20 protein-coding genes are annotated in these 19,952 nt (G+C 61.2%); 17 read left to right on the forward strand and 3 right to left on the reverse strand.

Going from position 1 to position 19,952, the window contains the following annotated elements; all coding sequences use genetic code 11:
* Positions 1-49 precede the first annotated feature (49 nt).
* Positions 50-1,003 carry an alpha/beta hydrolase gene (locus tag ACTJK9_RS28070; RefSeq protein ID WP_039769918.1) on the reverse strand — a complete coding sequence of 318 codons (954 nt, stop codon included), beginning with the start codon at positions 1,001-1,003 and terminating at the stop codon, positions 50-52.
* Positions 1,004-1,133: 130 nt separating this feature from the next.
* On the opposite strand from ACTJK9_RS28070, the gene aroC reads away from it, so the two are divergent.
* The 5 genes from aroC (at position 1,134) to mtnC (ending at position 5,350) form a co-directional block, all read left to right on the forward strand.
* A complete protein-coding gene (gene aroC / locus ACTJK9_RS28075; protein ID WP_440817588.1) occupies positions 1,134-2,225 on the forward strand; it encodes a chorismate synthase in 1,092 nt (363 codons plus the stop codon).
* Positions 2,226-2,256: 31 nt separating this feature from the next.
* Positions 2,257-3,402 carry an MFS transporter gene (locus ACTJK9_RS28080; RefSeq protein WP_221399087.1) on the forward strand — a complete coding sequence of 382 codons (1,146 nt, stop codon included), beginning with the start codon at positions 2,257-2,259 and terminating at the stop codon, positions 3,400-3,402.
* Positions 3,399-4,025, forward strand: coding sequence for a methylthioribulose 1-phosphate dehydratase (locus ACTJK9_RS28085; protein WP_007959997.1), 627 nt, complete (start codon positions 3,399-3,401; stop codon positions 4,023-4,025). Before ACTJK9_RS28080 ends, ACTJK9_RS28085 begins: the two co-directional genes overlap by 4 nt.
* Before the next feature lie 91 nt (positions 4,026-4,116).
* Positions 4,117-4,662, forward strand: coding sequence for a 1,2-dihydroxy-3-keto-5-methylthiopentene dioxygenase (locus tag ACTJK9_RS28090; protein WP_039770173.1), 546 nt, complete (start codon positions 4,117-4,119; stop codon positions 4,660-4,662).
* 4 nt (positions 4,663-4,666) lie between these two features.
* Complete coding sequence (gene mtnC / locus ACTJK9_RS28095; protein ID WP_221399088.1) at positions 4,667-5,350, forward strand: acireductone synthase; 684 nt, start codon at positions 4,667-4,669, stop codon at positions 5,348-5,350.
* A gap of 78 nt (positions 5,351-5,428) precedes the next feature.
* On the opposite strand, the gene ACTJK9_RS28100 is transcribed toward mtnC, so the two are convergent.
* On the reverse strand, positions 5,429-5,707 hold the full coding sequence (locus tag ACTJK9_RS28100) for a DUF3509 domain-containing protein (protein WP_039769924.1): 279 nt from the start codon (positions 5,705-5,707) through the stop codon (positions 5,429-5,431).
* 389 nt (positions 5,708-6,096) lie between these two features.
* Here ACTJK9_RS28100 and ACTJK9_RS28105 point away from each other — a divergent pair, with 389 nt between their 5' ends.
* The 10 genes from ACTJK9_RS28105 to ACTJK9_RS28150 all read left to right on the forward strand — a co-directional run bounded on the left by ACTJK9_RS28105 (position 6,097) and on the right by ACTJK9_RS28150 (position 15,068).
* Complete coding sequence (locus ACTJK9_RS28105; protein ID WP_440817592.1) at positions 6,097-7,935, forward strand: long-chain-acyl-CoA synthetase; 1,839 nt, start codon at positions 6,097-6,099, stop codon at positions 7,933-7,935.
* 96 nt (positions 7,936-8,031) lie between these two features.
* Positions 8,032-8,550 (forward strand): ankyrin repeat domain-containing protein, encoded by a 519-nt coding sequence (locus tag ACTJK9_RS28110; protein ID WP_440817595.1) that lies wholly within the window; start codon positions 8,032-8,034, stop codon positions 8,548-8,550.
* 90 nt (positions 8,551-8,640) lie between these two features.
* Positions 8,641-9,171: a hypothetical protein gene (locus tag ACTJK9_RS28115; protein WP_440817598.1), complete on the forward strand. Its 531-nt coding sequence runs from the start codon at positions 8,641-8,643 to the stop codon at positions 9,169-9,171.
* Positions 9,172-9,241: 70 nt separating this feature from the next.
* Positions 9,242-9,433, forward strand: a complete 192-nt coding sequence (locus tag ACTJK9_RS28120) for a PLDc N-terminal domain-containing protein (protein ID WP_007959984.1) — start codon at positions 9,242-9,244, stop codon at positions 9,431-9,433.
* Between the two features lie 134 nt (positions 9,434-9,567).
* Entirely contained in the window at positions 9,568-10,443 is an 876-nt protein-coding gene (gene speE, locus ACTJK9_RS28125) for a polyamine aminopropyltransferase (RefSeq protein WP_011333216.1), read from the forward strand.
* A 184-nt stretch (positions 10,444-10,627) separates the two neighbouring features.
* Positions 10,628-10,861: a hypothetical protein gene (locus ACTJK9_RS28130; RefSeq protein WP_085613485.1), complete on the forward strand. Its 234-nt coding sequence runs from the start codon at positions 10,628-10,630 to the stop codon at positions 10,859-10,861.
* A gap of 210 nt (positions 10,862-11,071) precedes the next feature.
* Positions 11,072-11,419 (forward strand): ribonuclease E inhibitor RraB, encoded by a 348-nt coding sequence (locus tag ACTJK9_RS28135; RefSeq protein WP_007959978.1) that lies wholly within the window; start codon positions 11,072-11,074, stop codon positions 11,417-11,419.
* A gap of 476 nt (positions 11,420-11,895) precedes the next feature.
* The gene (locus ACTJK9_RS28140) at positions 11,896-13,305 is read left to right on the forward strand and encodes a circularly permuted type 2 ATP-grasp protein (RefSeq protein WP_039769936.1); all 1,410 of its coding nucleotides are present in this window, start codon (positions 11,896-11,898) and stop codon (positions 13,303-13,305) included.
* A 12-nt stretch (positions 13,306-13,317) separates the two neighbouring features.
* Positions 13,318-14,268 (forward strand): alpha-E domain-containing protein, encoded by a 951-nt coding sequence (locus ACTJK9_RS28145; RefSeq protein WP_440817602.1) that lies wholly within the window; start codon positions 13,318-13,320, stop codon positions 14,266-14,268.
* Positions 14,265-15,068, forward strand: a complete 804-nt coding sequence (locus ACTJK9_RS28150; protein WP_440817604.1) for a transglutaminase family protein — start codon at positions 14,265-14,267, stop codon at positions 15,066-15,068. The genes ACTJK9_RS28145 and ACTJK9_RS28150 overlap by 4 nt, the downstream gene beginning before the upstream one ends.
* Positions 15,069-15,177: 109 nt before the next feature.
* Here the strand turns inward: ACTJK9_RS28150 and ACTJK9_RS28155 are convergent, their stop codons facing one another.
* The gene (locus ACTJK9_RS28155) at positions 15,178-15,957 is read right to left on the reverse strand and encodes a c-type cytochrome (RefSeq protein WP_440817621.1); all 780 of its coding nucleotides are present in this window, start codon (positions 15,955-15,957) and stop codon (positions 15,178-15,180) included.
* A gap of 624 nt (positions 15,958-16,581) precedes the next feature.
* Here ACTJK9_RS28155 and ACTJK9_RS28160 point away from each other — a divergent pair.
* Together ACTJK9_RS28160 and ACTJK9_RS28165 are read left to right on the forward strand one after the other, a co-directional pair.
* On the forward strand, positions 16,582-17,787 hold the full coding sequence (locus tag ACTJK9_RS28160; RefSeq protein ID WP_221399093.1) for an acetyl-CoA C-acetyltransferase: 1,206 nt from the start codon (positions 16,582-16,584) through the stop codon (positions 17,785-17,787).
* Positions 17,788-17,804: 17 nt separating this feature from the next.
* Positions 17,805-19,949, forward strand: a complete 2,145-nt coding sequence (locus tag ACTJK9_RS28165) for a 3-hydroxyacyl-CoA dehydrogenase NAD-binding domain-containing protein (RefSeq protein WP_440817607.1) — start codon at positions 17,805-17,807, stop codon at positions 19,947-19,949.
* The last annotated feature ends 3 nt before the right edge of the window (positions 19,950-19,952 follow it).

Consider the following 19,952-nt stretch of genomic DNA (forward strand, 5'->3'; position numbering starts at 1 on the left):
CGACAAAGGCTTATCGGCCGTTTTCTGCAAGACTGGAGGGTAAAAGAGCTTAACGGGTGCGAAGTCCGTCAATAAATTCAAGGACGCGTGTCCCCAGTTCAGCCGCCAAGGGCAAATTCGGATCCTTGTAGGACGCCAATTGCCGCTTCACGTCGTTTGGCACGATGCGCAACACGTGGTTCATGCCTTCGATCAGCGCCAGTTGCGCGTCCGGTTTGGCAGCCTTGAGCAATTTCGCATCATCGACCTGAACCTGAATGTCGTTGCTGCCCTGCACGATCAGCGCCGGCATTTGCAGTTGAGCGAAGGCCGCCGCCGGATCCTGACGGAACAGCGAAATCAGGTACGGCTGCACACTCGGACGGAAAATCACCTGTAAGGGCGCCGGCACATTGTCGTCGGTGCGCCCGGCCTTGAGGCTGTCGAGCAATTCGTTGCTGCGCAGCATCAAAGGAGGAGGGAGGCTGCGGGCCAGTTGCCGGCGCAGTACCTGATCAATGGGCCGGGCTGTGCCAGAGAGGGAGATCACCGCGGCGGCGTCCACCTTCGGCGCCGCCAGGCTGGCGATCAATGCACCTTCGCTGTGGCCCAGCAAAATCAACGGACCGAAGCGCGGATCGGCTTTCAGTTTCTGCCCCCAGGCCACAGCGTCCGCCACGTAGGCTTCCACCGACAGGTTTCGCTCGTCCGGGGTTGCCGCCAGGCTGGCGGCCACGCCGCGCTTGTCGAAACGCACACTGGCGATGTTGTGTTTGGCCAGCACCCAGGCCAGTCGCTTGAGGCTGTCATTGCGTCCACCGTCGGGGTTGTTTCCGTCACGATCGGTAGGACCCGAGCCTGAAAGGATCAGGACAACCGGCACGGGGTTGTCGGATTTGGGCAGCAACAGCGAGCCGAAAAGTTCGCCGTTGTCAGTCGTCAACGTGACCGGACGTTGCAGGACAGTCGCCTGGACGAAGCCGGTAAACAGGGAAAGGCTCAAGATCAAAACTCGCAGCATCATCACGCCATCATTTGCCAAGGTGCCGGTTGGACTCACCCACACCGCTAAGGTTCGAGGATGAACTACTCGGTTAGCCTGCGTATACTGGCGCGCATCACGAATCTGGGTTCGATTTAACGGAGCGTCCTGCATGTCCGGCAATACCTACGGCAAGCTGTTCACTGTCACCACCGCGGGCGAAAGCCATGGTCCGGCGTTGGTCGCCATTGTCGACGGCTGCCCGCCGGGCCTGGAGATTTCCCTTGAAGACCTGCAACGCGACCTTGACCGTCGCAAGCCGGGCACCAGCCGCCACACCACCCAGCGCCAGGAAGCCGACGAAGTCGAGATCCTCTCCGGGGTGTTCGAGGGCCGCACCACCGGTTGCTCCATCGGTCTGCTGATCCGCAACACCGACCAGAAGTCCAAGGACTACTCGGCGATCAAGGACCTGTTCCGCCCGGCCCACGCCGACTACACGTACCACCACAAATACGGCGAGCGCGACTATCGCGGCGGCGGTCGCAGCTCGGCGCGGGAAACCGCCATGCGCGTCGCGGCCGGCGCCATCGCCAAGAAGTACCTGGCCAGCCAGGGCATCGTCATTCGCGGCTACATGAGCCAGCTCGGCCCGATCGAAATCCCGTTCAAGACCTGGGAATCGGTCGAGCAGAACGCCTTCTTCAGCCCGGATCCGGACAAAGTGCCGGAGCTGGAAGCCTACATGGACCAGTTGCGTCGCGATCAGGACTCCGTCGGCGCCAGGATCACTGTGGTTGCCGAAGGCGTGATGCCGGGCCTGGGCGAGCCGATCTTCGACCGTCTCGACGCCGAACTGGCCCATGCGCTGATGAGCATCAACGCGGTCAAAGGCGTGGAAATCGGCGCCGGTTTTGCCTGCGTTGCCCAACGTGGCACCGAGCACCGCGATGAAATGACTCCGGAAGGTTTCCTCAGCAACAACGCTGGCGGCATCCTTGGCGGGATCTCCTCGGGGCAGCCGATCGTCGCGCATCTGGCGTTGAAGCCCACTTCGAGCATCACCACCCCGGGCCGTTCGATCGACATCGACGGCAACCCGGTCGATGTCATTACCAAGGGCCGTCACGACCCATGTGTCGGTATCCGCGCCACGCCGATTGCCGAGGCAATGATGGCCATCGTGCTGATGGATCACCTGCTGCGCCACCGTGGCCAGAACGCCGATGTGCGCGTGAGCACCCCGGTGCTGGGCCAGCTCTGATGGGTCAACTCACTGCCGCTGCGGTCTGAGCGTGGCGGCGCTCCCGTACTGGCGGCTGTCCAGTTTCTATCTCTTCTATTTCGCCTTGCTCGGTTCGACGGCGCCGTTTCTGGCGCTGTACTTCGATCACCTCGGTTTCAGTGCCGCGCGGATCGGCGAGCTGGTGGCGATCCCGATGCTGATGCGCTGCGTGGCGCCGAACATCTGGGGCTGGCTCGGCGATTACACCGGCAGGCGCCTGGCCATTGTGCGCTTTGGTGCGGTTTGCACGCTGTTGACCTTCTCGCTGATTTTTGTCAGCAAGACCTACGCCTGGCTGGCGATGGTCATGGCCTTGCATGCATTCTTCTGGCACGCGGTGCTGCCGCAGTTCGAAGTCATCACCCTGGCGCATTTGCAGGGCCAGACCTCCCGCTACAGTCAGATCAGGCTGTGGGGCTCGATCGGTTTCATCATCACCGTGGTCGCCCTCGGTCGCCTGTTCGAGTGGCTCAGCCTCGATATCTACCCGGCGGCGCTGGTGTTGATCATGGCCGGCATCGTGCTCAGTAGCCTGTGGGTGCCGAACGCACAACCGCCTCAGGGCAACCGGCCGACGGGCGAAGGCTTTCTCAAGCAACTGCGCAATCCCGGGGTGCTGGCGTTTTACGGTTGCGTGGCGCTGATGCAGATGAGCCACGGGCCGTATTACACATTTTTGACCCTGCACCTCGAACGCTTGGGCTACAGCCGTGGCGTGATCGGCATGCTCTGGGCGGTCGGCGTGGTGGCAGAAGTGCTGATGTTCATGGCCATGAGCCTGATCCTCGCGCGTTTTTCCCTGCGGCGGGTGCTGATGGCGAGTTTTCTGCTGGCGGCGTTGCGCTGGTTGCTGCTAGGTTCGTTCGCCGAATTCCTGTGGGTCCTGTTGTTTGCCCAGGTGCTGCATGCGGCGACGTTCGGCAGCTTTCATGCGGCTGCCATCGCGTTCGTGCAACGTAGCTTTGGCGCGCGTCAGCAAGGGCAGGGCCAGGCGCTGTATGCAGCGCTGGCCGGCACCGGTGGCGCGCTCGGCGCGTTGTATTCCGGCTACAGCTGGAATGCCCTCGGCGCGACATTGACCTTTAGTATTGCCAGTCTCGCAGCGCTCGCCGCTGCCGTTATCATTGCCATTCGAATGCAAGAGGACAGGCCATGAGCCTTACCCGTGAACAGCTTGCCCAGCAAATTGTCGACGCCGGGCGTTTTCTTTATGGTCGCGGCTGGTCGCCGGCCACCAGCAGCAATTACTCGACGCGCCTGTCACCGAGCGAAGCGCTGCTGACGGTGTCCGGCAAGCACAAGGGCCAGTTGGGCCTGGACGACGTGCTCGCCACCGACCTGTCCGGCAACAGCCTGGAGCCCGGCAAAAAACCGTCCGCCGAAACCCTCCTGCATACCCAGCTCTACAGCTGGCGCCCGGAGATCGGCGCGGTGCTGCACACCCACTCGGTGAACGCCACGGTGCTGTCGCGCCTGACGCCGCAAGACTTCATCGAGTTCGAAGATTACGAACTGCAAAAAGCCTTCAGCGGCATCTCCACCCACGAATCCCGGGTGCGCGTGCCGATCTTCGACAACGATCAGGACATTGCGCGCCTCGCCGCCAAGGTGCAGCCTTGGCTCGACGCCCATCCCGATTGCGTGGGTTATCTGATTCGCGGCCACGGCCTCTACACCTGGGGCGCGCAGATGAGTGACGCGCTGCGTCAGATCGAGGCCTTTGAATTCCTGTTTGAATGCGAGTTGAAGACCCGCAGCGTCATGAACCGCCAAGGCTGACTTCACCAGAACCAGCCCCTTTGCCTGATGAATGCAGTGCCCGACCGGTCTGAAAGAACCGGACGGCAAGGCCGATACCGAGGAATGCCCCATGAGCAGCCTGTCCGTCTATCACGTTTCCAGCCCCGAGATTCCGAACAAGGTGCTGACCCATTTCGAAGACATCGCCTCGACCCTGGCCGAGCAGGGCGTGCGCTTCGACCGCTGGCAAGCCGCCGCGAAGATCCAGCCGGGCGCCAGCCAGGAAGAAGTGATCGGTGCCTACAAAGAGCAGATCGATAAACTGATGACCGAGCGCGGTTACATCACCGTCGATGTCATCAGCCTCAACAGCGATCACCCGCAAAAAGCCGAGTTGCGCGCCAAGTTCCTCGAAGAACATCGCCACGGCGAAGATGAAGTGCGTTTCTTCGTCGCCGGTCGCGGTCTGTTTACCCTGCACATCGATGATTACGTCTACGCCGTGCTGTGCGAGAAGAACGACCTGATTTCGGTGCCGGCCGGCACCAAACACTGGTTTGACATGGGCGAGAACCCGCACTTCGTGGCAATCCGCCTGTTCAACAACCCTGAAGGCTGGGTCGCCAATTTCACCGGCGAAGACATCGCCGGCCGCTTCCCGCGTCTGGAGGACTGAGCCAATGTCGATCAAGGTCATTCTCACCGACATCGAAGGCACCACCAGCGCGGTGAGTTTTGTGTTCGACGTGCTGTTTCCGTATGCCGCCAAGCACCTGCCGGATTTCGTTCGCCAGAACGCTCAGCGCGCAGATGTTGCCGAGCAACTGGACGCCGTGCGCCGCGACAGCAACGAACCGCAGGCTGACGTCGAGCGGGTCGTGGAAATTCTGCTGGCGTGGATCGCCGAAGACCGCAAAGCCACGCCGCTCAAAGCGTTGCAGGGCATGGTCTGGGAGCAGGGTTATCAGGCCGGCCAGTTGAAAGGCCATGTTTACCCGGACGCCGTTGAAGCGCTGCAGCGCTGGCATCAGGCCGGGTATCAACTGTTTGTTTATTCGTCCGGTTCGATCCAGGCGCAGAAGCTGATTTTCGGCTGCTCGGAAGCAGGGGATCTGACGCCGCTGTTCAGTGGCTACTTCGATACCACGTCGGGCCCCAAGCGCGAAGCGCAGTCGTACAGCAACATCCAGCAGGCCATCGGGGTCGAGCCGCAGGAGATCTTGTTCCTGTCCGACATCGTCCAGGAACTCGATGCTGCCCAGGCTGCCGGCCTGCAAACCTGCGGGCTGGCCCGTGAAGGCGGGGAGTTGGCAGGGCATGTGACCGTCGACAGCTTTACCGGGATTGAGCCGGAAGCGTTCTGAGTTCACCCAATCGACGCGCAAAAAAAACAGGCCGTGAAGCGAAAGCTCCACGGCCTGTCTGTTTATACGGTGTTCGAATTACATCGAGTGATAAGTCGGCAGGGCGAAACGCTGCTGGCTTTGCAACATGCCGATCTGCGGCAGCTCGCTGGCTTGTTCTGCCAGATCACGACGGATCGCGCTGATCGCCCACGACAGTTGGTCACCGGTATGCAATTGCTGATAGGTGAGTGCACGCTTGAACACTTTGCCGTCGGCACTCTTCAGCGTCAGCAGAATCCCGCCATCGGGACGGGGCTGGGTGGTGACGGCGAAGTTGGAGAACAGGGAGGTAAATTTTTCTTGGATCAGGTTCATGTCTTTCAGCTCCGTATGCACTTGAATGGCAAGCATGTATAGGGAGTTGCAGCGATTGTGCCAGCATTTATGTTTTTTTAAATCTTTATAAATCAATGACTTATGATTAAGTAGAATTTTGTCCGTCGTGCAATCTGCATGAATGGCCATCGTGCATCCTGCATTTTGCGGGATCATTGTCGATCCGATGGAACCAATATCTGCGGCCGGAATCCCGCTGTGCGTTGCAGCGCCGGGCGGATACAAAACATTGCAAAAACCGCGTGTACAGCCTGAGAAGCCCTGACGTATTTTCGGCCTCGACCCTCGCTCGAGAAGCGCCGGTTCCGTCACCCGATTGCCCGACAATAAAAATCCGGCCTGCACGTCAAGGTCGAACGGGAGCTGCCATGCGCCACGCGCCTAGCGACACGATTACCTGGGGCATGATGCTCCGCAAGCTGCCGATGATTGCCAAAGCCATCCCTCGGGTGGTGAAAGGCATGAAGGTGGCCAACGTCACGGATCCGACCCAAACCTGTGGCCTGGGCTGGACATTCGAGCAGGCGACCCTGCGCAATCCCGAGGGCCCCGCGCTGCTGTCGGGCGAGGTGGTGCTGAGTTATTCACAGGTCAACCAGTGGGCCAACCGCATCGCCCACTATCTGAACGGGCAGGGCATCGGCAAGGGCGATGTGGTGGCGGTGTTCATTGAAAACCGCCCGGAACTGCTGGTGACGATTCTGGCGCTGGCCAAGGTCGGCGCGGTCAGCGCGCTGCTCAATACCTCGCAGACCCGCGATACGCTGATCCACAGTATCAATCTGGTGACGCCGGCGGCGATTGTCGTCGGTGAAGAGTTGTTGCCGGCGTTTGCGGCGGTACGCGAGCAAGTGTCGATCCCGGCAGCGCGCGCCTGGTTCGTTGCCGATCAGGATACCTTCAGCCATCCGGGCATCGCGCCCGAAGGCTACGTCAATCTGATCAGCGCCAGTGCCGACGCCTCGGGCGATAACCCGGCCAGCAGCCGGCAGATTTTTTTCGATGACCCCTGTTTCTATATCTACACCTCCGGCACCACCGGTTTGCCCAAGGCCGGCGTGTTCAAGCACGGACGCTGGATGCGCAGTTCGGCGAGCTTCGGCGTGATCGCCCTCGATATGCGCCCGGACGACATCGTCTATTGCACCTTGCCGCTGTACCACGCCACCGGGCTTTGCGTGTGCTGGGGGTCGGCGGTCAATGGCGCGTCGGGTTTCGCCATTCGCCGCAAGTTCAGCGCCCGCCAGTTCTGGAGCGATGTGCGTCGTTACCGCGCTACCACCATCGGCTACGTCGGCGAGTTGTGCCGGTATCTGGTGGATCAGCCGCTCAGCGCCGACGACAGCCGTCACGACGTGCGCAAGATGATCGGCAACGGCCTGAGGCCCGGCGCGTGGGCCGAGTTCAAGACCCGCTTCGGCGTGGATCACATTTGCGAGCTGTACGCGGCCAGCGACGGCAATATCGGCTTCACCAACATCCTCAATTTCGACAACACCATCGGTTTCTCGCTGATGGCCTGGGAACTGGTCGCCTATGACCAGGACAGCGGCGAGCCGATTCGCGGCGATGACGGATTCATGCGCAAGGTCGGCCGGGGCGAGCGGGGCCTGCTGCTGGCGCGGATCGACGACAAGGCACCGCTGGACGGCTACACCGATCCACAGAAAACCGCCAAGGTCGTGTTGCAGGACGTGTTCACCAAGGGCGACCGCTTCTTCAACACCGGCGATCTGCTGCGCAACATCGGTTTCGGCCATGCGCAGTTTGTCGACCGCCTCGGCGACACCTACCGCTGGAAGGGCGAGAACGTCTCGACCACCGAGGTCGAAAACCTGCTGCTCCAGCATCCGCACATTTCCGAAGCCGTGGCCTATGGCGTGGAAATCCCCAACACCAACGGTCGCGCCGGGATGGCGGCGATCACCCCGGCCGAGTCGCTGGCGACCCTGGATTTCGCCGAATTGCTGGCCTTCGCCCGCCAACGCATGCCGGCCTACGCGGTGCCGCTGTTCCTGCGGGTCAAGGTCAAGATGGAAACCACCGGCACCTTCAAGTACCAGAAGACGCGCCTGAAAAACGAAGGCTTCGACCCCAGCCTGACGGGGGATGACCCGATTTATGCCTGGCTGCCGGGGACCGAAACCTACGTGCAGGTGACGGATGAAATTCTTGCCGACATTCGGGCAGGCAAATACCGCTATTGATATTGGCTATCGGCGGACTCGGAAAAAAGGGGATGACAGCTATCGCCGCGCTCGGGAAACTATCGGCTTTCCGATTGACCGAAAGTGGAGTGAACCATGTCTGACCAAAGCCGCCAGATGACCCCCGAAGAAGCCGCCGAATTCACTGAACAGGTGTTCAACAAGGCGCGCGAGGGCGACGCGGTGATGCTCGATCGCCTGATCACTGCCGGTCTGCCGGTGAACCTGACCAACAGCAAAGGCGACACCCTGCTGATGCTCGCCAGCTATTACGGTCACGTGGACGCGGTGCAGGTGCTGCTCAAGCACAAGGCCGATCCGGAACAACGCAATGGCAACGGCCAGAGCCCGATTGCCGGCGCGGCGTTCAAGGGTGATCTGGCCGTGGTCAAGGCCCTGGTCGAGAGTGGGGCGCAGATTGAAGGCGCCTCCTTCGATGGCCGCACGGCGCTGATGATGGCGGCGATGTTCAACCGCGTTGAAATCGTCGACTACTTGATCGATCAGGGCGCCGACCCGAAAGCCAAGGATGCCAATGGCGTCACCGCGCTGGACGCGGCCCGCACCATGGGCGCTGTGGACACCACCGCGCAGCTGGAAAAACTGCTGGGCTGAGGCCGCTGGCCGGAACCTGTTCTGTGGCGAAGGCGAGAATGCGCTATCCTTCGCGCCCTCAAAATTCTCTTCGCCACAGGATCCGCCCCCATGAAAGCCGCACTCGCCGAACTCATCAGCAAAATCAGCTCCGGCTGCATGGGCGAAGACGAGATCCTGAAGGTCGCTGACGAAGCGGCACAGGCCTACGCCGATGCCGACGCTTTTCTGACCGCCAACCCGGACATCAACTACGACGACACTTTCCCGATTCCGCTGGGCGAGTGGGTGGTGGTCGGCAGCCTGCCGGAGACCGTGCTGTTCCAGGCCGACACCTACGCCGACCTGTTCGCGCAGATCGTTGCCTCGTTCGGCCCGGGCGTCGAATTCAACCTCAAGCCCAAGCAACTGGCCAAAACCGAGGCGCTGACCGCGCTCAACCGCATCCAGGTACAGATGAGCAGCCTGAACAAGGAAAACGGCGGTTACACGTTGATGAACTTCAGCCAGTTGCTCGACGACGAGCTGCAAGTGGTGCTGGCCTACGGCAACGACGTGCCGCGCGTGCTGGATCTGTGCGCCGAAGTCGGCATTGCCGCCGCGCCGTCGCTGGAAGCCTTGAAGGTCGCCGTTCACGTCTGACGCAATAAAAGGGAACCCTGTGCGCGACCGTCTATCCTAAAAGTGCATGCCACTATTCTGGAGCGACACCATGGGTTCCACGTTCAACGGCCTGGTTGGCCTGATCATTCTTGCGCTCGACATCTGGGCGATCATCAATGTGCTGAAAAGCGGCGCCGAGACCGGGATGAAAATCCTCTGGGTGCTGCTGATCATCCTCCTGCCGGTGCTGGGCCTGATTATCTGGGCGATTGCCGGGCCGCGGGGCAATGTGCGGATCTGACCGTTCGCACCCTGATCGGGTCGGGCCGATGAACTGAGGTTCGACCTGTCATCTTCGGCAACGTAGAATGCGCGCCTTTCCCGGGCAATCGAACCTGACGATTGGCGCCCGCGCATTCATCGGAGCACTTCACCATGACCGTCACCAAGACCAGCGAATACCTGGAAACCCTCTACGAAGGCTACGGCCAGCGTTTTCGCATGGAAAAACTGCTGCACGAAGTGCGCACCGAACACCAGCACCTGGTGATTTTCCAGAACCCGCGCATGGGCCGGGTGATGGCGCTGGACGGCGTGATCCAGACCACCGAAGCCGATGAGTTCATCTACCACGAAATGCTCACCCACGTGCCGATCCTCGCCCACGGCACCGCCAAGCGCGTGCTGATCATCGGCGGCGGCGACGGCGGCATGCTGCGCGAAGTGACCAAACATGCCAGCGTCGAGCACATCACCATGGTCGAGATCGACGGCACCGTGGTCGACATGTGCAAAGAGTTTCTGCCGAACCACTCCAGCGGTGCGTACGACGATCCACGCCTGAACCTGGTGATCGACGACGGCATGCGTTTCGTCGCCACCACCACCGAAAAATTTGACGTGATCATTTCCGACTCCACCGACCCGATCGGCCCGGGCGAAGTGCTGTTCTCGGAAAACTTCTACCAGGCCTGCCACCGCTGCCTGAACGAGGGCGGCATCCTCGTGACCCAGAACGGCACGCCGTTCATGCAGATCGAAGAAGTGAAAACCACTGCCGGCCGCCTGCGCAGCCTGTTCCCGGACTGGCACTTCTATCAGGCGGCCGTACCGACCTACATCGGCGGTTCGATGACCTTCGCCTGGGGCTCGACCAACCCGGCCTACCGCAAGCTGAGCCGCGAAGTTCTGCAACAGCGCTTCATCGGCAGCGGCATCGTCACCCGCTACTACAACCCGGAAATCCACATCGGTGCTTTCGCCTTGCCGCAATACGTGCTGCAGGCGGTGAACAAGCCAAGCAACGACTAAAAGCACTGTAAAACCCCTGTGGGAGCGGGCTTGCTCGCGAANCGTTCGCTTTCGCGAGCAAGCCCGCTTCCACATGGGATAACTTTTTTTCATGTTCGGCGGCTGTAAACCTTTTGAACGATCAATCCTGACAAAAGTCGAGATAGAGGTAAGCCCATTTGCGGGTTTGTTCGAGGAGGCTCCAATGCAAAAGTGGAAAGTCACTTTCGTGGATGATCACGGTGAAATTGTCGATGAAGTCTTCGAGCGTGCGGAATGCCCTAGCGACGATGAGGCCGCACGATTGATCAAGGAACGACTGCTTCCTGTCGCCGCCGAGCTAGACCTGAACGATCTGGAAGGGCGCACCGCCGATGCCGGAGTGAAAAGCCTGAAAACCCAGAACAGCATCGAAATCCGCAGCATCACCCCAATCTGAATCTTCATTTTCTTCATGTACCAGGCCTTGGCAGCAGCTCTATCTTGGGGCTACTCTGCAAGCGAGATCAGCGAACGGATCGCTAAGGTCTGGTCTTGTCAGCTACATGCTTGTTTCCCGCCGGCAACGCGGTTGCCGTAAGCACCCGGGCCCTTTGGGCCAGTGCAGGGAATACGGAAAGTCTATCCATCTATGCGAGGGGGACGATTCATGAGCACAGCCTATCAAGAAGACATCAGCAGCAGCGTGCTGCGCCGCATGAAAGAAGGCGGTTTCGATTTTTCCCGATTCCATCCCATCGAGTTCTACGCCATTTTCCCGGACGAGGAGCGGGCGCGCAGGGCGGCAGGCAAATTTCGCGGTGAATCCATCAATGCCCAGGTCAGTGCGCGCGACGACGGCGCCTGGTCTCTGGAATTGAGCAAGGTGATGTACGCAACCTACGACGACATTGGCGATTTCGAGCAGGGCTTCTCGGCGGTGGTCGAGCCCTTGGGCGGCATCATCGAAGGCTGGGGCGTGAAACAGGAGATCCGCAACCGGCACCGTTTGAACTGATCACTCTCGCAACACGTCGAGCTACGGCTGACCTTCGGGTCGGCCGTTGTCGTTTCTATGGCCCGAAAGCGCATGGCAAAACCCTGAAACAAGAAACCGGCGCAAAAAAAAGCCACCTGAAAAGGTGGCTGAAAGGGAAGACCGGAAGGAGAGGAAACCGGTCAGGGTTACGGCCGAAAGGGCTGCCGAGGCAAGCCGGATCAGTGAGGCTGCATACTTCGTCAACGACGTTTTTGCAGCGGATGCGCGGATTATCCGCAGTGGCCTGCGGGCAGTGAAATCAACTCTGACTATGCTGGTGATAGGCGACGGGACTGCGTCGCAATGAAGCGGGGGCGATCAGGTTGGAGCATTTGCCGCACAGGAATGGTGCGGTGCGTGTGGCGTGAATATCCAACCGATTGAAATCAAAGCGTTTATGCCGATGGCACGGGCCTTGCGAAGGCCTGTATGTCCGGAGTGACAAGGAGTACGGCATGATCCGCACCTATTTTGATGAGATGTACGATGCCGGCGGCCAGATCCGCCCGCATTACCGGGAGTTTGCCCGGTGGCTGGCCGAGACACCTGACGAGCTGCTGGCCCAGCGGCGACGCGAGGCCGATCTGCTGTTCCATCGCGCCGGGATCACCTTCACGCTCTACGGGGACGAGCAGGGGACAGAGCGTCTGATTCCCTTCGACACCATTCCGCGCAGCATTCCCGCCAGCGAATGGCGGATTGTCGAGCGCGGCTGCATTCAGCGAGTCAAGGCGTTGAACATGTTCCTCGCCGACCTTTACCACGAGCAGCGCATCATCAAGGCCGGGATCATTCCCGCCGAACAAGTGCTGGCCAACGAGCAATACCAGTTGGCGATGCAGGGGCTGGATTTGCATCGCGATATCTATTCGCACATCTCCGGCGTCGATCTGGTGCGTGACGGCGACGGCACGTATTACGTGCTCGAGGACAACCTGCGTACGCCGAGCGGCGTGAGCTACATGCTCGAAGACCGCAAGATGATGATGCGTCTGTTTCCCGAGCTGTTCGCGGCCCAGCGCATCGCGCCCATCGACCATTACCCGAACCTGCTGCTCGATACCCTGAAAAGCTCGAGTCCGATCGACGACCCGAGTGTGGTGGTGCTGACACCGGGACGGTTCAACAGCGCGTTTTTCGAGCATGCGTTTCTCGCCCGGGAAATGGGCGTGGAACTGGTGGAGGGCGCGGACCTGTTCGTGCGCGACGACAAAGTCTTCATGCGCACCACCGACGGCCCGAAAGCGGTGGACGTGATCTACCGCCGGCTCGACGACGCGTTCCTCGATCCGCTGGCCTTCCGCCCGGACTCGATGCTCGGCGTGCCGGGACTGCTGTCGTCCTATCGCTCCGGCAACGTGGTGCTGGCCAATGCCATCGGCACCGGCGTGGCGGATGACAAATCGGTGTATCCGTTTGTCACCGAGATGATCCGTTTCTACCTCGACGAAGAACCGATCCTGAAGAACGTGCCGACCTGGCAATGCCGTAACCCGTCCGAGCTTTCCCATGTCCTGGCCAATCTTCCAGATCTGGTGGTCAAGGAAACCCAGGGCTCCGGCGGTTACGGAATGCTCGTGGGGCCGGCGGCGACGACCGCGGAAATCGATGCGTTCCGCGAGCGGATCAAGGCCAAGCCCCACGCGTACATCGCGCAACCGACGCTGTCGCTGTCGACCTGTCCGACCTTTGTCGAAAACGGCATTGCGCCGCGCCATATCGACCTGCGCCCGTTTGTATTGTCCGGCCGCGAAACCCGGGTCGTGCCCGGCGGTTTGACCCGTGTCGCCCTGCGTGAAGGCTCTCTGGTGGTGAATTCATCCCAGGGCGGCGGAACCAAGGACACCTGGGTGGTCGAGGATTGAAGGAAGCCTGCCATGTTAAGTAGAACTGCCTCGGATCTGTACTGGATGTCGCGTTACCTGGAGCGGGCGGAAAACCTCGCACGGATGCTCGATGTCAGCTATTCGCTGTCGCTGATGCCGCAGGACGGCCGTGGCGACGGTTTGCACGAACTGGCGATGCCGTTGCTGATCACCGGCACGCTGGACGATTACCTGGAACGCCACGGCGAATTGCATGCCGAGCGATTGCTGCACTTCTTCGCCCTCGACGCGGCGAACCCGGCGAGCATCTACAGCTGCCTCGGCGCGGCGCGAGCCAGCGCCCACGCGGTGCGCGGGCGGATCACCGCGGACATGTGGGAAAACATCAACGCCACCTGGCTGGAAATCCGCGGGATCGCCAATCAGGGCCTCAGCCGCTACGGCATGAGCCGCTTTTGCGAGTGGATCAAGGAGCGTTCGCACCTGTTTCGGGGCGCGTCCTACGGCACGATCATGCGCAACGACGCGTTTCGTTTCATTCGGCTGGGTACGTTTATCGAGCGGGCGGACAACTCCTTGCGTCTGCTCGACGCCCGTTACGAGATGGCCGGCGATCAGGCCGAAGCGGTCAGCGACGGCACGGCCCACGCCTATTACCAGTGGAGTGCGTTGTTGCGGGCGCTGTCCTCGTTCGAGGCGTACACCGAGATCTATCGCGACGCGCCCGGCGCCCGGCATGTGGCGGAATTGCTGCTGTTGCGCGCCGATGTGCCGCGCTCGCTGCGGGCCTGCACCGAAGAAATCGACCAGATTCTGGCGCAGTTGCCTGGGGCCAACGGTCGTCCCGCGCAACGACTGGCGGCGGAAATGGACGCGCGTCTGCGCTACACCGGTATTCAAGAAATTCTCGAGGAAGGGCTGCACGCCTGGCTCACCGAATTCATCCCGCTGGTGCGCCAGTTGGGCAACGCCATTCACAGTTCCTACCTGGAGGCCGCATGAGACTTTCCATCAGCCACGAGACCACCTATCACTACGAAGATCAGGTGCGCGCGAGCATCCAGTACCTGCGCCTGACACCCCACGACAGCGAGCGTCAGCACGTGCTGAGCTGGCAGCTTGACCTGCCGCGCCCGGTGCGCGCCCAGCTCGATCCGTTCGGCAACATCCTGCACGTGCTGACCATGGACGAGCCCCACGAAGCGATCATCATCGGCGCCCGGGGGCAGGTTGATATCGACGAATTGCGCGAGGCGGAGCACGAGAGTCAGTCGGCGCTGCCGTTCCTGCGGTTCACCCGGCTGACCGAGGCTGACGAGGCGTTGCGGGCGTTTGCCGAACAATCCTGCAAGCAGCGACGTGACCGCAATGCACTGATCGACCTGATGCACGGGCTGAACCAGCACATGACCTACAAACCGGGCGCCACCGAAGTCGACACCAGCGCCGCCGAAGCGTTTGCCGGGCGGGCAGGCGTTTGCCAGGATCATGCCCACGCGTTTCTGGCCTGTGCGCGCAGCCTCGGGGTGCCGTCACGCTATGTGTCGGGTTATCTGTACAGCGAGGATTGCGAACATCTGGCCAGCCACGCCTGGGCCGAAGCCTGGATCGATGACGCGTGGTACAGCTTTGACGTGACCAATGAACTGGCGCGGCCGGAGCGACACCTGAAACTGGCAGTGGGTCTGGATTATCTGGATGCCTGCCCGGTGCGCGGCATGCGCCGGGGCGGCGGGTCAGAGCAGATGCATGCGAAAGTGCTGGTGTCGCCGACGCCGGTGATCTCGGTTCAGCAGCAATAACCGCACTACTCCTGTGGGAGCGAACCTGCTCGCGATGGCAATCTTTCAGCCGGCACGTGCATGACTGAGACACCGCATCGCGAGCAGGCTCGCTCCCACAAGGAAGGCATCAAGGCTTAACCTTGCGCCCGGCCATATGCTGCAAATACCCGATCAGCTTCTGCAGATCCGCATCCGGCAACACCTCGGCAGAAAACCCCGGCATCTTCGCCTGCGGCCACTGACGCAGACTCTGAGGATCGCGGATGTAGCGCTTGAGGAAGTCCGCGCCGAAGTACTCCGTCGGGTTGTACGGGATATTCAGATCCGGCCCAAACTGCGCATCGCCCGCGCCATTCAGGCGATGGCACGCCAGACAATTCTTCTGGAACAGCGCGAAACCCTGATTCACCGGGTCATCGGCCTTCAGCGCAGGATCCGGCAACAGGGCAGGGAAGCGCTCGGCCACCGGCGCCATGCGCTTGATGCTCGCCACTTCGAATGGCCATTGTTCCGGGCTGATATTGCCGGCCTGCGGATCGGTCCACACCAGATAAAACGGCCCGGCGCTGTGCTTGCCTTCCGACAGCGGCGGCCAGGGCTGCGCCGGATCCTCGATGGCCAGCCAGGCGCGCGAGCCTTTATTGTTCAGTAGCGGCGCGGCGGACAGCTCTGCGGCAAAACCGTCCAGCGCCACGGCTTGCAGGTGATCGTCCGGTTTGATGCCGGTCAGCAGCGCGGCAATGGGCACGGCCCGATAAGTCATGTCCTTCTTGTAGGACACATCATTCTTGACCGTGAGGGTTTGTACCTGTGGATGCTTGAGCAATTCCTCGGTCTGCCAGGTGCGGCTGTTCGCGCCCAGCTCCAGGTTCAGCTGCGCGGCAGACAGGGGCATGCTCAGCAGCATGGCCCCGAACAGAATGAGCGTTTTCAAGTGATCGCCGTCCGTGTCGTGGAAGTGCGCAAAGGTTGGCACAGCCACGCTGGCCCGGATAGCGGGCCAGTCACATTTTCAGTGGCGATAAACAATACCTGCCGCTTGAATCAGCCGATGACCTTGGTGAGGTTCGGCAGAATCAACAACAGCGTCGTGGCGAAAAGAATGAGTCCTGCTTGACGAACTTTCGGTTGTTTGAACATGGCTTGACCGCCTTTTTTGTTATTTCCTGATGCCTGCCTGCATATCCATGACGGCAAGCGCTGCACTTCCTGTAGCGAACACCTGTCTCGGCAAAACCCGACGACAACGACGTACATCTTCACCTTAGGGCCCGCGTCACGCTTCGCTTAGATCCATTTCGTATGTATTTACCACCTATCGCGATTTAAAAGGCATGAGGCCCATTGCCAGCTTCTTTGCCGCCCGTTTGCTAGACAGCTCGCGCACCTGAACCGGTTAACCAAGCCATGGATGACCGTCCGTCTGAGCGTGCGCGTCAACGTCATTGAGCGCTGTGGTCATTGAATCCGTCGCCTGCGAAGACAACAGTGACAGCACGAATTTCACTCACCGCACAGGTTCGAGGACGTCATGACCCAAGCTTTGATTTTCGACGCGTTACGCACGCCCCGTGGCAAGGGCAAGGCCGACGGTTCGCTGCACAGCGTCAAGCCGGTGAACCTGGTGGCCGGGCTGCTGACCGCTTTGCAGGCACGCACGGCGCTGGACACCAGCCAGGTCGATGACGTGGTGCTTGGCTGTGTTACGCCGATTGGCGATCAGGGCTCGGACATCGCCAAGACCGCCGTGCAGGTGGCCGATTGGGACGTCAGCGTCGCCGGCGTGCAGATCAACCGCTTCTGCGCTTCCGGGCTGGAAGCGGTGAACCTGGGAGCGATGAAAGTGCGCTCCGGGTTCGAAGAGCTGGTGGTGGTCGGCGGCGTCGAATCCATGTCCCGCGTGCCGATGGGCAGCGACGGCGGCGCCTGGGCGCTGGACCCGCAGACCAATCTGCACAGCCACTTCACGCCACAAGGCGTCGGCGCCGACCTGATCGCCACCCTTGAAGGCTTCAGCCGGCAGGACGTCGATGCCTACGCGCTGCACTCGCAACAGAAAGCCGCCCGTGCCCGGGCCGACGGTTCGTTCAGCAAGTCGCTGGTGCCGGTGCAGGACCAGAACGGCATTATCCTGCTCGATCACGATGAGTTCATCCGAGCCGAGTCGACCCTTGAAGGTCTGGGAAAGCTCAAACCGAGTTTCGAAATGATTGGCCAGATGGGCTTCGACGCCACGGCGCTGCGGGTCTACAGCCACGTCGAACGGATCAATCATGTGCACACGCCGGGCAACAGCTCGGGGATCGTCGACGGCGCGGCGCTGATGTTGATCGGCTCCGAGGCCAAGGGACGCGCGTTGGGCCTGCAACCCCGGGCGCGGATTGTCGCCACGGCGGTCACCAGCACCGATCCGACCATTATGCTCACCGGCCCGGCGCCGGCCACTCGCAAGGCGTTGGCCAAGGCCGGGCTGCGGGTGGAAGACATCGACCTGTTTGAAGTCAACGAGGCGTTCGCCTCGGTGGTGCTGAAATTCATCAAGGACATGGCCGTAGATCCGGACAAGGTCAACGTCAATGGTGGCTCGATCGCCATGGGCCATCCGCTGGGTGCCACCGGTTGCGCGATCCTCGGCACCTTGCTCGATGAACTGGAAGCCCGACGCCTGCGCTACGGCCTCGCGACGCTGTGCGTCGGCGGCGGCATGGGCATCGCCACCATCATCGAACGCCTCTGACCCCAAGGAATCCTGTCATGACCCAAGCCATTCGTTACGAAAAAGGCCAGGACGGCATCGTTCTCCTGACCATCGACATGCCGGGCCAGAGCGCCAACACCATGAACGCGGTGTACCGCGAGGCCATGGCTCAAAGCGTCGCCCGACTGCTGGCGGAAAAAGATGACATCGCCGGGGTGATCATCACCTCGGCCAAGAAAACCTTCTTCGCCGGCGGCGACCTGAATGAACTGATCAAGGTCGGCAAGCCCGAAGCCAAGGCCTTCTATGACATGGTGCTGACCCTCAAGGGCCAGTTGCGCACCCTGGAAACCCTCGGCAAACCGGTGGTCGCGGCGATCAACGGCGCGGCGCTCGGCGGCGGCTGGGAAATCTGCCTGGCCTGCCACCACCGCGTGGCGCTGGACGATGCGTCGGTGCAGCTCGGTTTGCCGGAAGTGACCCTCGGCCTGTTGCCGGGCGGCGGTGGCGTGGTGCGGATGGTGCGCATGCTGGGCATCGAAAAGGCTTTGCCGTATCTGCTCGAAGGCAAGAAAGTCCGTCCGCAGCAGGCGTTGCAGGCGGGGCTGATTGATGAACTGGCAGCGGATCGCGATGAGCTGCTGGCCAAGGCCCGGGCCTGGATTCTGGCCAATCCTGCGGCGGTGCAGCGTTGGGATGTGAAGGGCTATCAGATTCCCGGCGGCACGCCCTCCAATCCGAAAGTCGCGCAGATGCTGGCGATTGCGCCGTCGATCCTGCGCAGCAAAACCCAGGGCACGTTGCCGGCGCCGGAGAAGATTCTGTGCGCGGCGGTGGAAGGTGCGCAGGTGGATTTCGACACGGCGCACCTGATCGAAACCCGCTACTTCACCGAACTGACCACCGGGCAGATCTCGAAAAACCTGATCGGCACGTTCTGGTTCCAGCTCAATGAAATCAATGCCGGCGGTTCACGGCCGCAGGGTTTGGCACCTTATGTGACGAAGCGAGTGGGCGTGCTCGGAGCGGGCATGATGGGCGCCGGGATCGCCTATGTCAGCGCATCGGCCGGGATCGACGTGGTGCTCAAGGACATCAACCTCGCGGCTGCGGAAAAGGGCAAGGCGCATTCGGCGGCATTGCTGGACAAGAAAGTCGCTCGCGGGCAGATGACTGCGCAGCAGCGTGAAGCGGTGCTGGCGCGCATCCATCCGACCGAAAGCGACGCCGATCTGGCAGGTTGCGATCTGATCATTGAGGCGGTATTCGAGGATCGTGATCTCAAGGCCAAGGTCTCGGCAGCAGCACAGCAGGTGGTCGGCGCCGACGCGGTGATTGCTTCCAACACGTCGACCTTGCCCATCACGGGGTTGGCGACCGCAGTGCCGGATCAAAGCAAGTTCATCGGCCTGCACTTCTTCAGCCCGGTGGAAAAGATGCCGCTGGTGGAAATCATCAAAGGCGCGCAAACCAGCGACGAAACCCTCGCACGCGGGTTCGATTTCGTACTGCAAATCAAGAAAACCCCGATTGTGGTCAACGACAGTCGCGGCTTCTTTACTTCTCGAGTATTCGGCACCTTTACCAATGAAGGCATTGCCATGCTGGGTGAGGGCGTCAGTGCGCCGATGATCGAGACCGAAGCCCGCAAGGCCGGGATGCCTGTCGGGCCTCTTGCGATCTCCGACGAAGTTTCCCTCAGCCTGATGAGCCATATCCGTCAGCAAACGGCCAAAGACCTGCAGGCAGAAGGGAAACCGCTGATTGAGCACCCGGCGTTCGCCGTGATTGACTTGCTGCTCAACGAATACAAGCGGCCGGGCAAGGCAGCGGGAGGCGGTTTTTATGAGTACCCGGCGGGGGGGCAGAAACATCTGTGGCCCGAACTGAAAACCCGTTTCGAGAAATCAGACGGGCAGATTTCGCCCAAGGATGTGCGTGATCGACTTTTGTTCGTGCAGGCCATCGAAACCGTGCGCTGTGTGGAGGAGGGCGTGCTGACCTCGACGGCGGACGCCAACGTCGGCTCGATCTTCGGCATCGGTTTTGCGGCATGGACGGGCGGCGCGTTGCAGTTCATCAACCAATATGGCGTGAAGGACTTTGTCGCGCGGGCGCAGTACCTGGCGGAACAGTACGGCGAGCGTTTCGCACCGCCTGCGTTGCTGCTGGAAAAAGCCGCGAAGGGCGAGTTGTTCTAACGG

The organism is Pseudomonas sp. 22082, assembly GCF_052046055.1.
GTDB classification, from domain to species: domain Bacteria; phylum Pseudomonadota; class Gammaproteobacteria; order Pseudomonadales; family Pseudomonadaceae; genus Aquipseudomonas; species Aquipseudomonas pharyngis.

Bases quoted from the DNA above. Each gene is read 5' to 3' on its own strand.
- ACTJK9_RS28070 (WP_039769918.1), bottom strand. From the start codon at position 1,003: ATGATGCTGCGAGTTTTGATCTTGAGCCTTTCCCTGTTTACCGGCTTC.
- aroC (WP_440817588.1), top strand. From the start codon at position 1,134: ATGTCCGGCAATACCTACGGCAAGCTGTTCACTGTCACCACCGCGGGC.
- ACTJK9_RS28085 (WP_007959997.1), top strand. From the start codon at position 3,399: ATGAGCCTTACCCGTGAACAGCTTGCCCAGCAAATTGTCGACGCCGGG.
- ACTJK9_RS28090 (WP_039770173.1), top strand. From the start codon at position 4,117: ATGAGCAGCCTGTCCGTCTATCACGTTTCCAGCCCCGAGATTCCGAAC.
- mtnC (WP_221399088.1), top strand. From the start codon at position 4,667: ATGTCGATCAAGGTCATTCTCACCGACATCGAAGGCACCACCAGCGCG.
- ACTJK9_RS28100 (WP_039769924.1), bottom strand. From the start codon at position 5,707: ATGAACCTGATCCAAGAAAAATTTACCTCCCTGTTCTCCAACTTCGCC.
- ACTJK9_RS28105 (WP_440817592.1), top strand. From the start codon at position 6,097: ATGCGCCACGCGCCTAGCGACACGATTACCTGGGGCATGATGCTCCGC.
- ACTJK9_RS28110 (WP_440817595.1), top strand. From the start codon at position 8,032: ATGTCTGACCAAAGCCGCCAGATGACCCCCGAAGAAGCCGCCGAATTC.
- ACTJK9_RS28115 (WP_440817598.1), top strand. From the start codon at position 8,641: ATGAAAGCCGCACTCGCCGAACTCATCAGCAAAATCAGCTCCGGCTGC.
- ACTJK9_RS28120 (WP_007959984.1), top strand. From the start codon at position 9,242: ATGGGTTCCACGTTCAACGGCCTGGTTGGCCTGATCATTCTTGCGCTC.
- speE (WP_011333216.1), top strand. From the start codon at position 9,568: ATGACCGTCACCAAGACCAGCGAATACCTGGAAACCCTCTACGAAGGC.
- ACTJK9_RS28130 (WP_085613485.1), top strand. From the start codon at position 10,628: ATGCAAAAGTGGAAAGTCACTTTCGTGGATGATCACGGTGAAATTGTC.
- ACTJK9_RS28135 (WP_007959978.1), top strand. From the start codon at position 11,072: ATGAGCACAGCCTATCAAGAAGACATCAGCAGCAGCGTGCTGCGCCGC.
- ACTJK9_RS28140 (WP_039769936.1), top strand. From the start codon at position 11,896: ATGATCCGCACCTATTTTGATGAGATGTACGATGCCGGCGGCCAGATC.
- ACTJK9_RS28145 (WP_440817602.1), top strand. From the start codon at position 13,318: ATGTTAAGTAGAACTGCCTCGGATCTGTACTGGATGTCGCGTTACCTG.
- ACTJK9_RS28150 (WP_440817604.1), top strand. From the start codon at position 14,265: ATGAGACTTTCCATCAGCCACGAGACCACCTATCACTACGAAGATCAG.
- ACTJK9_RS28155 (WP_440817621.1), bottom strand. From the start codon at position 15,957: ATGCTGCTGAGCATGCCCCTGTCTGCCGCGCAGCTGAACCTGGAGCTG.
- ACTJK9_RS28160 (WP_221399093.1), top strand. From the start codon at position 16,582: ATGACCCAAGCTTTGATTTTCGACGCGTTACGCACGCCCCGTGGCAAG.
- ACTJK9_RS28165 (WP_440817607.1), top strand. From the start codon at position 17,805: ATGACCCAAGCCATTCGTTACGAAAAAGGCCAGGACGGCATCGTTCTC.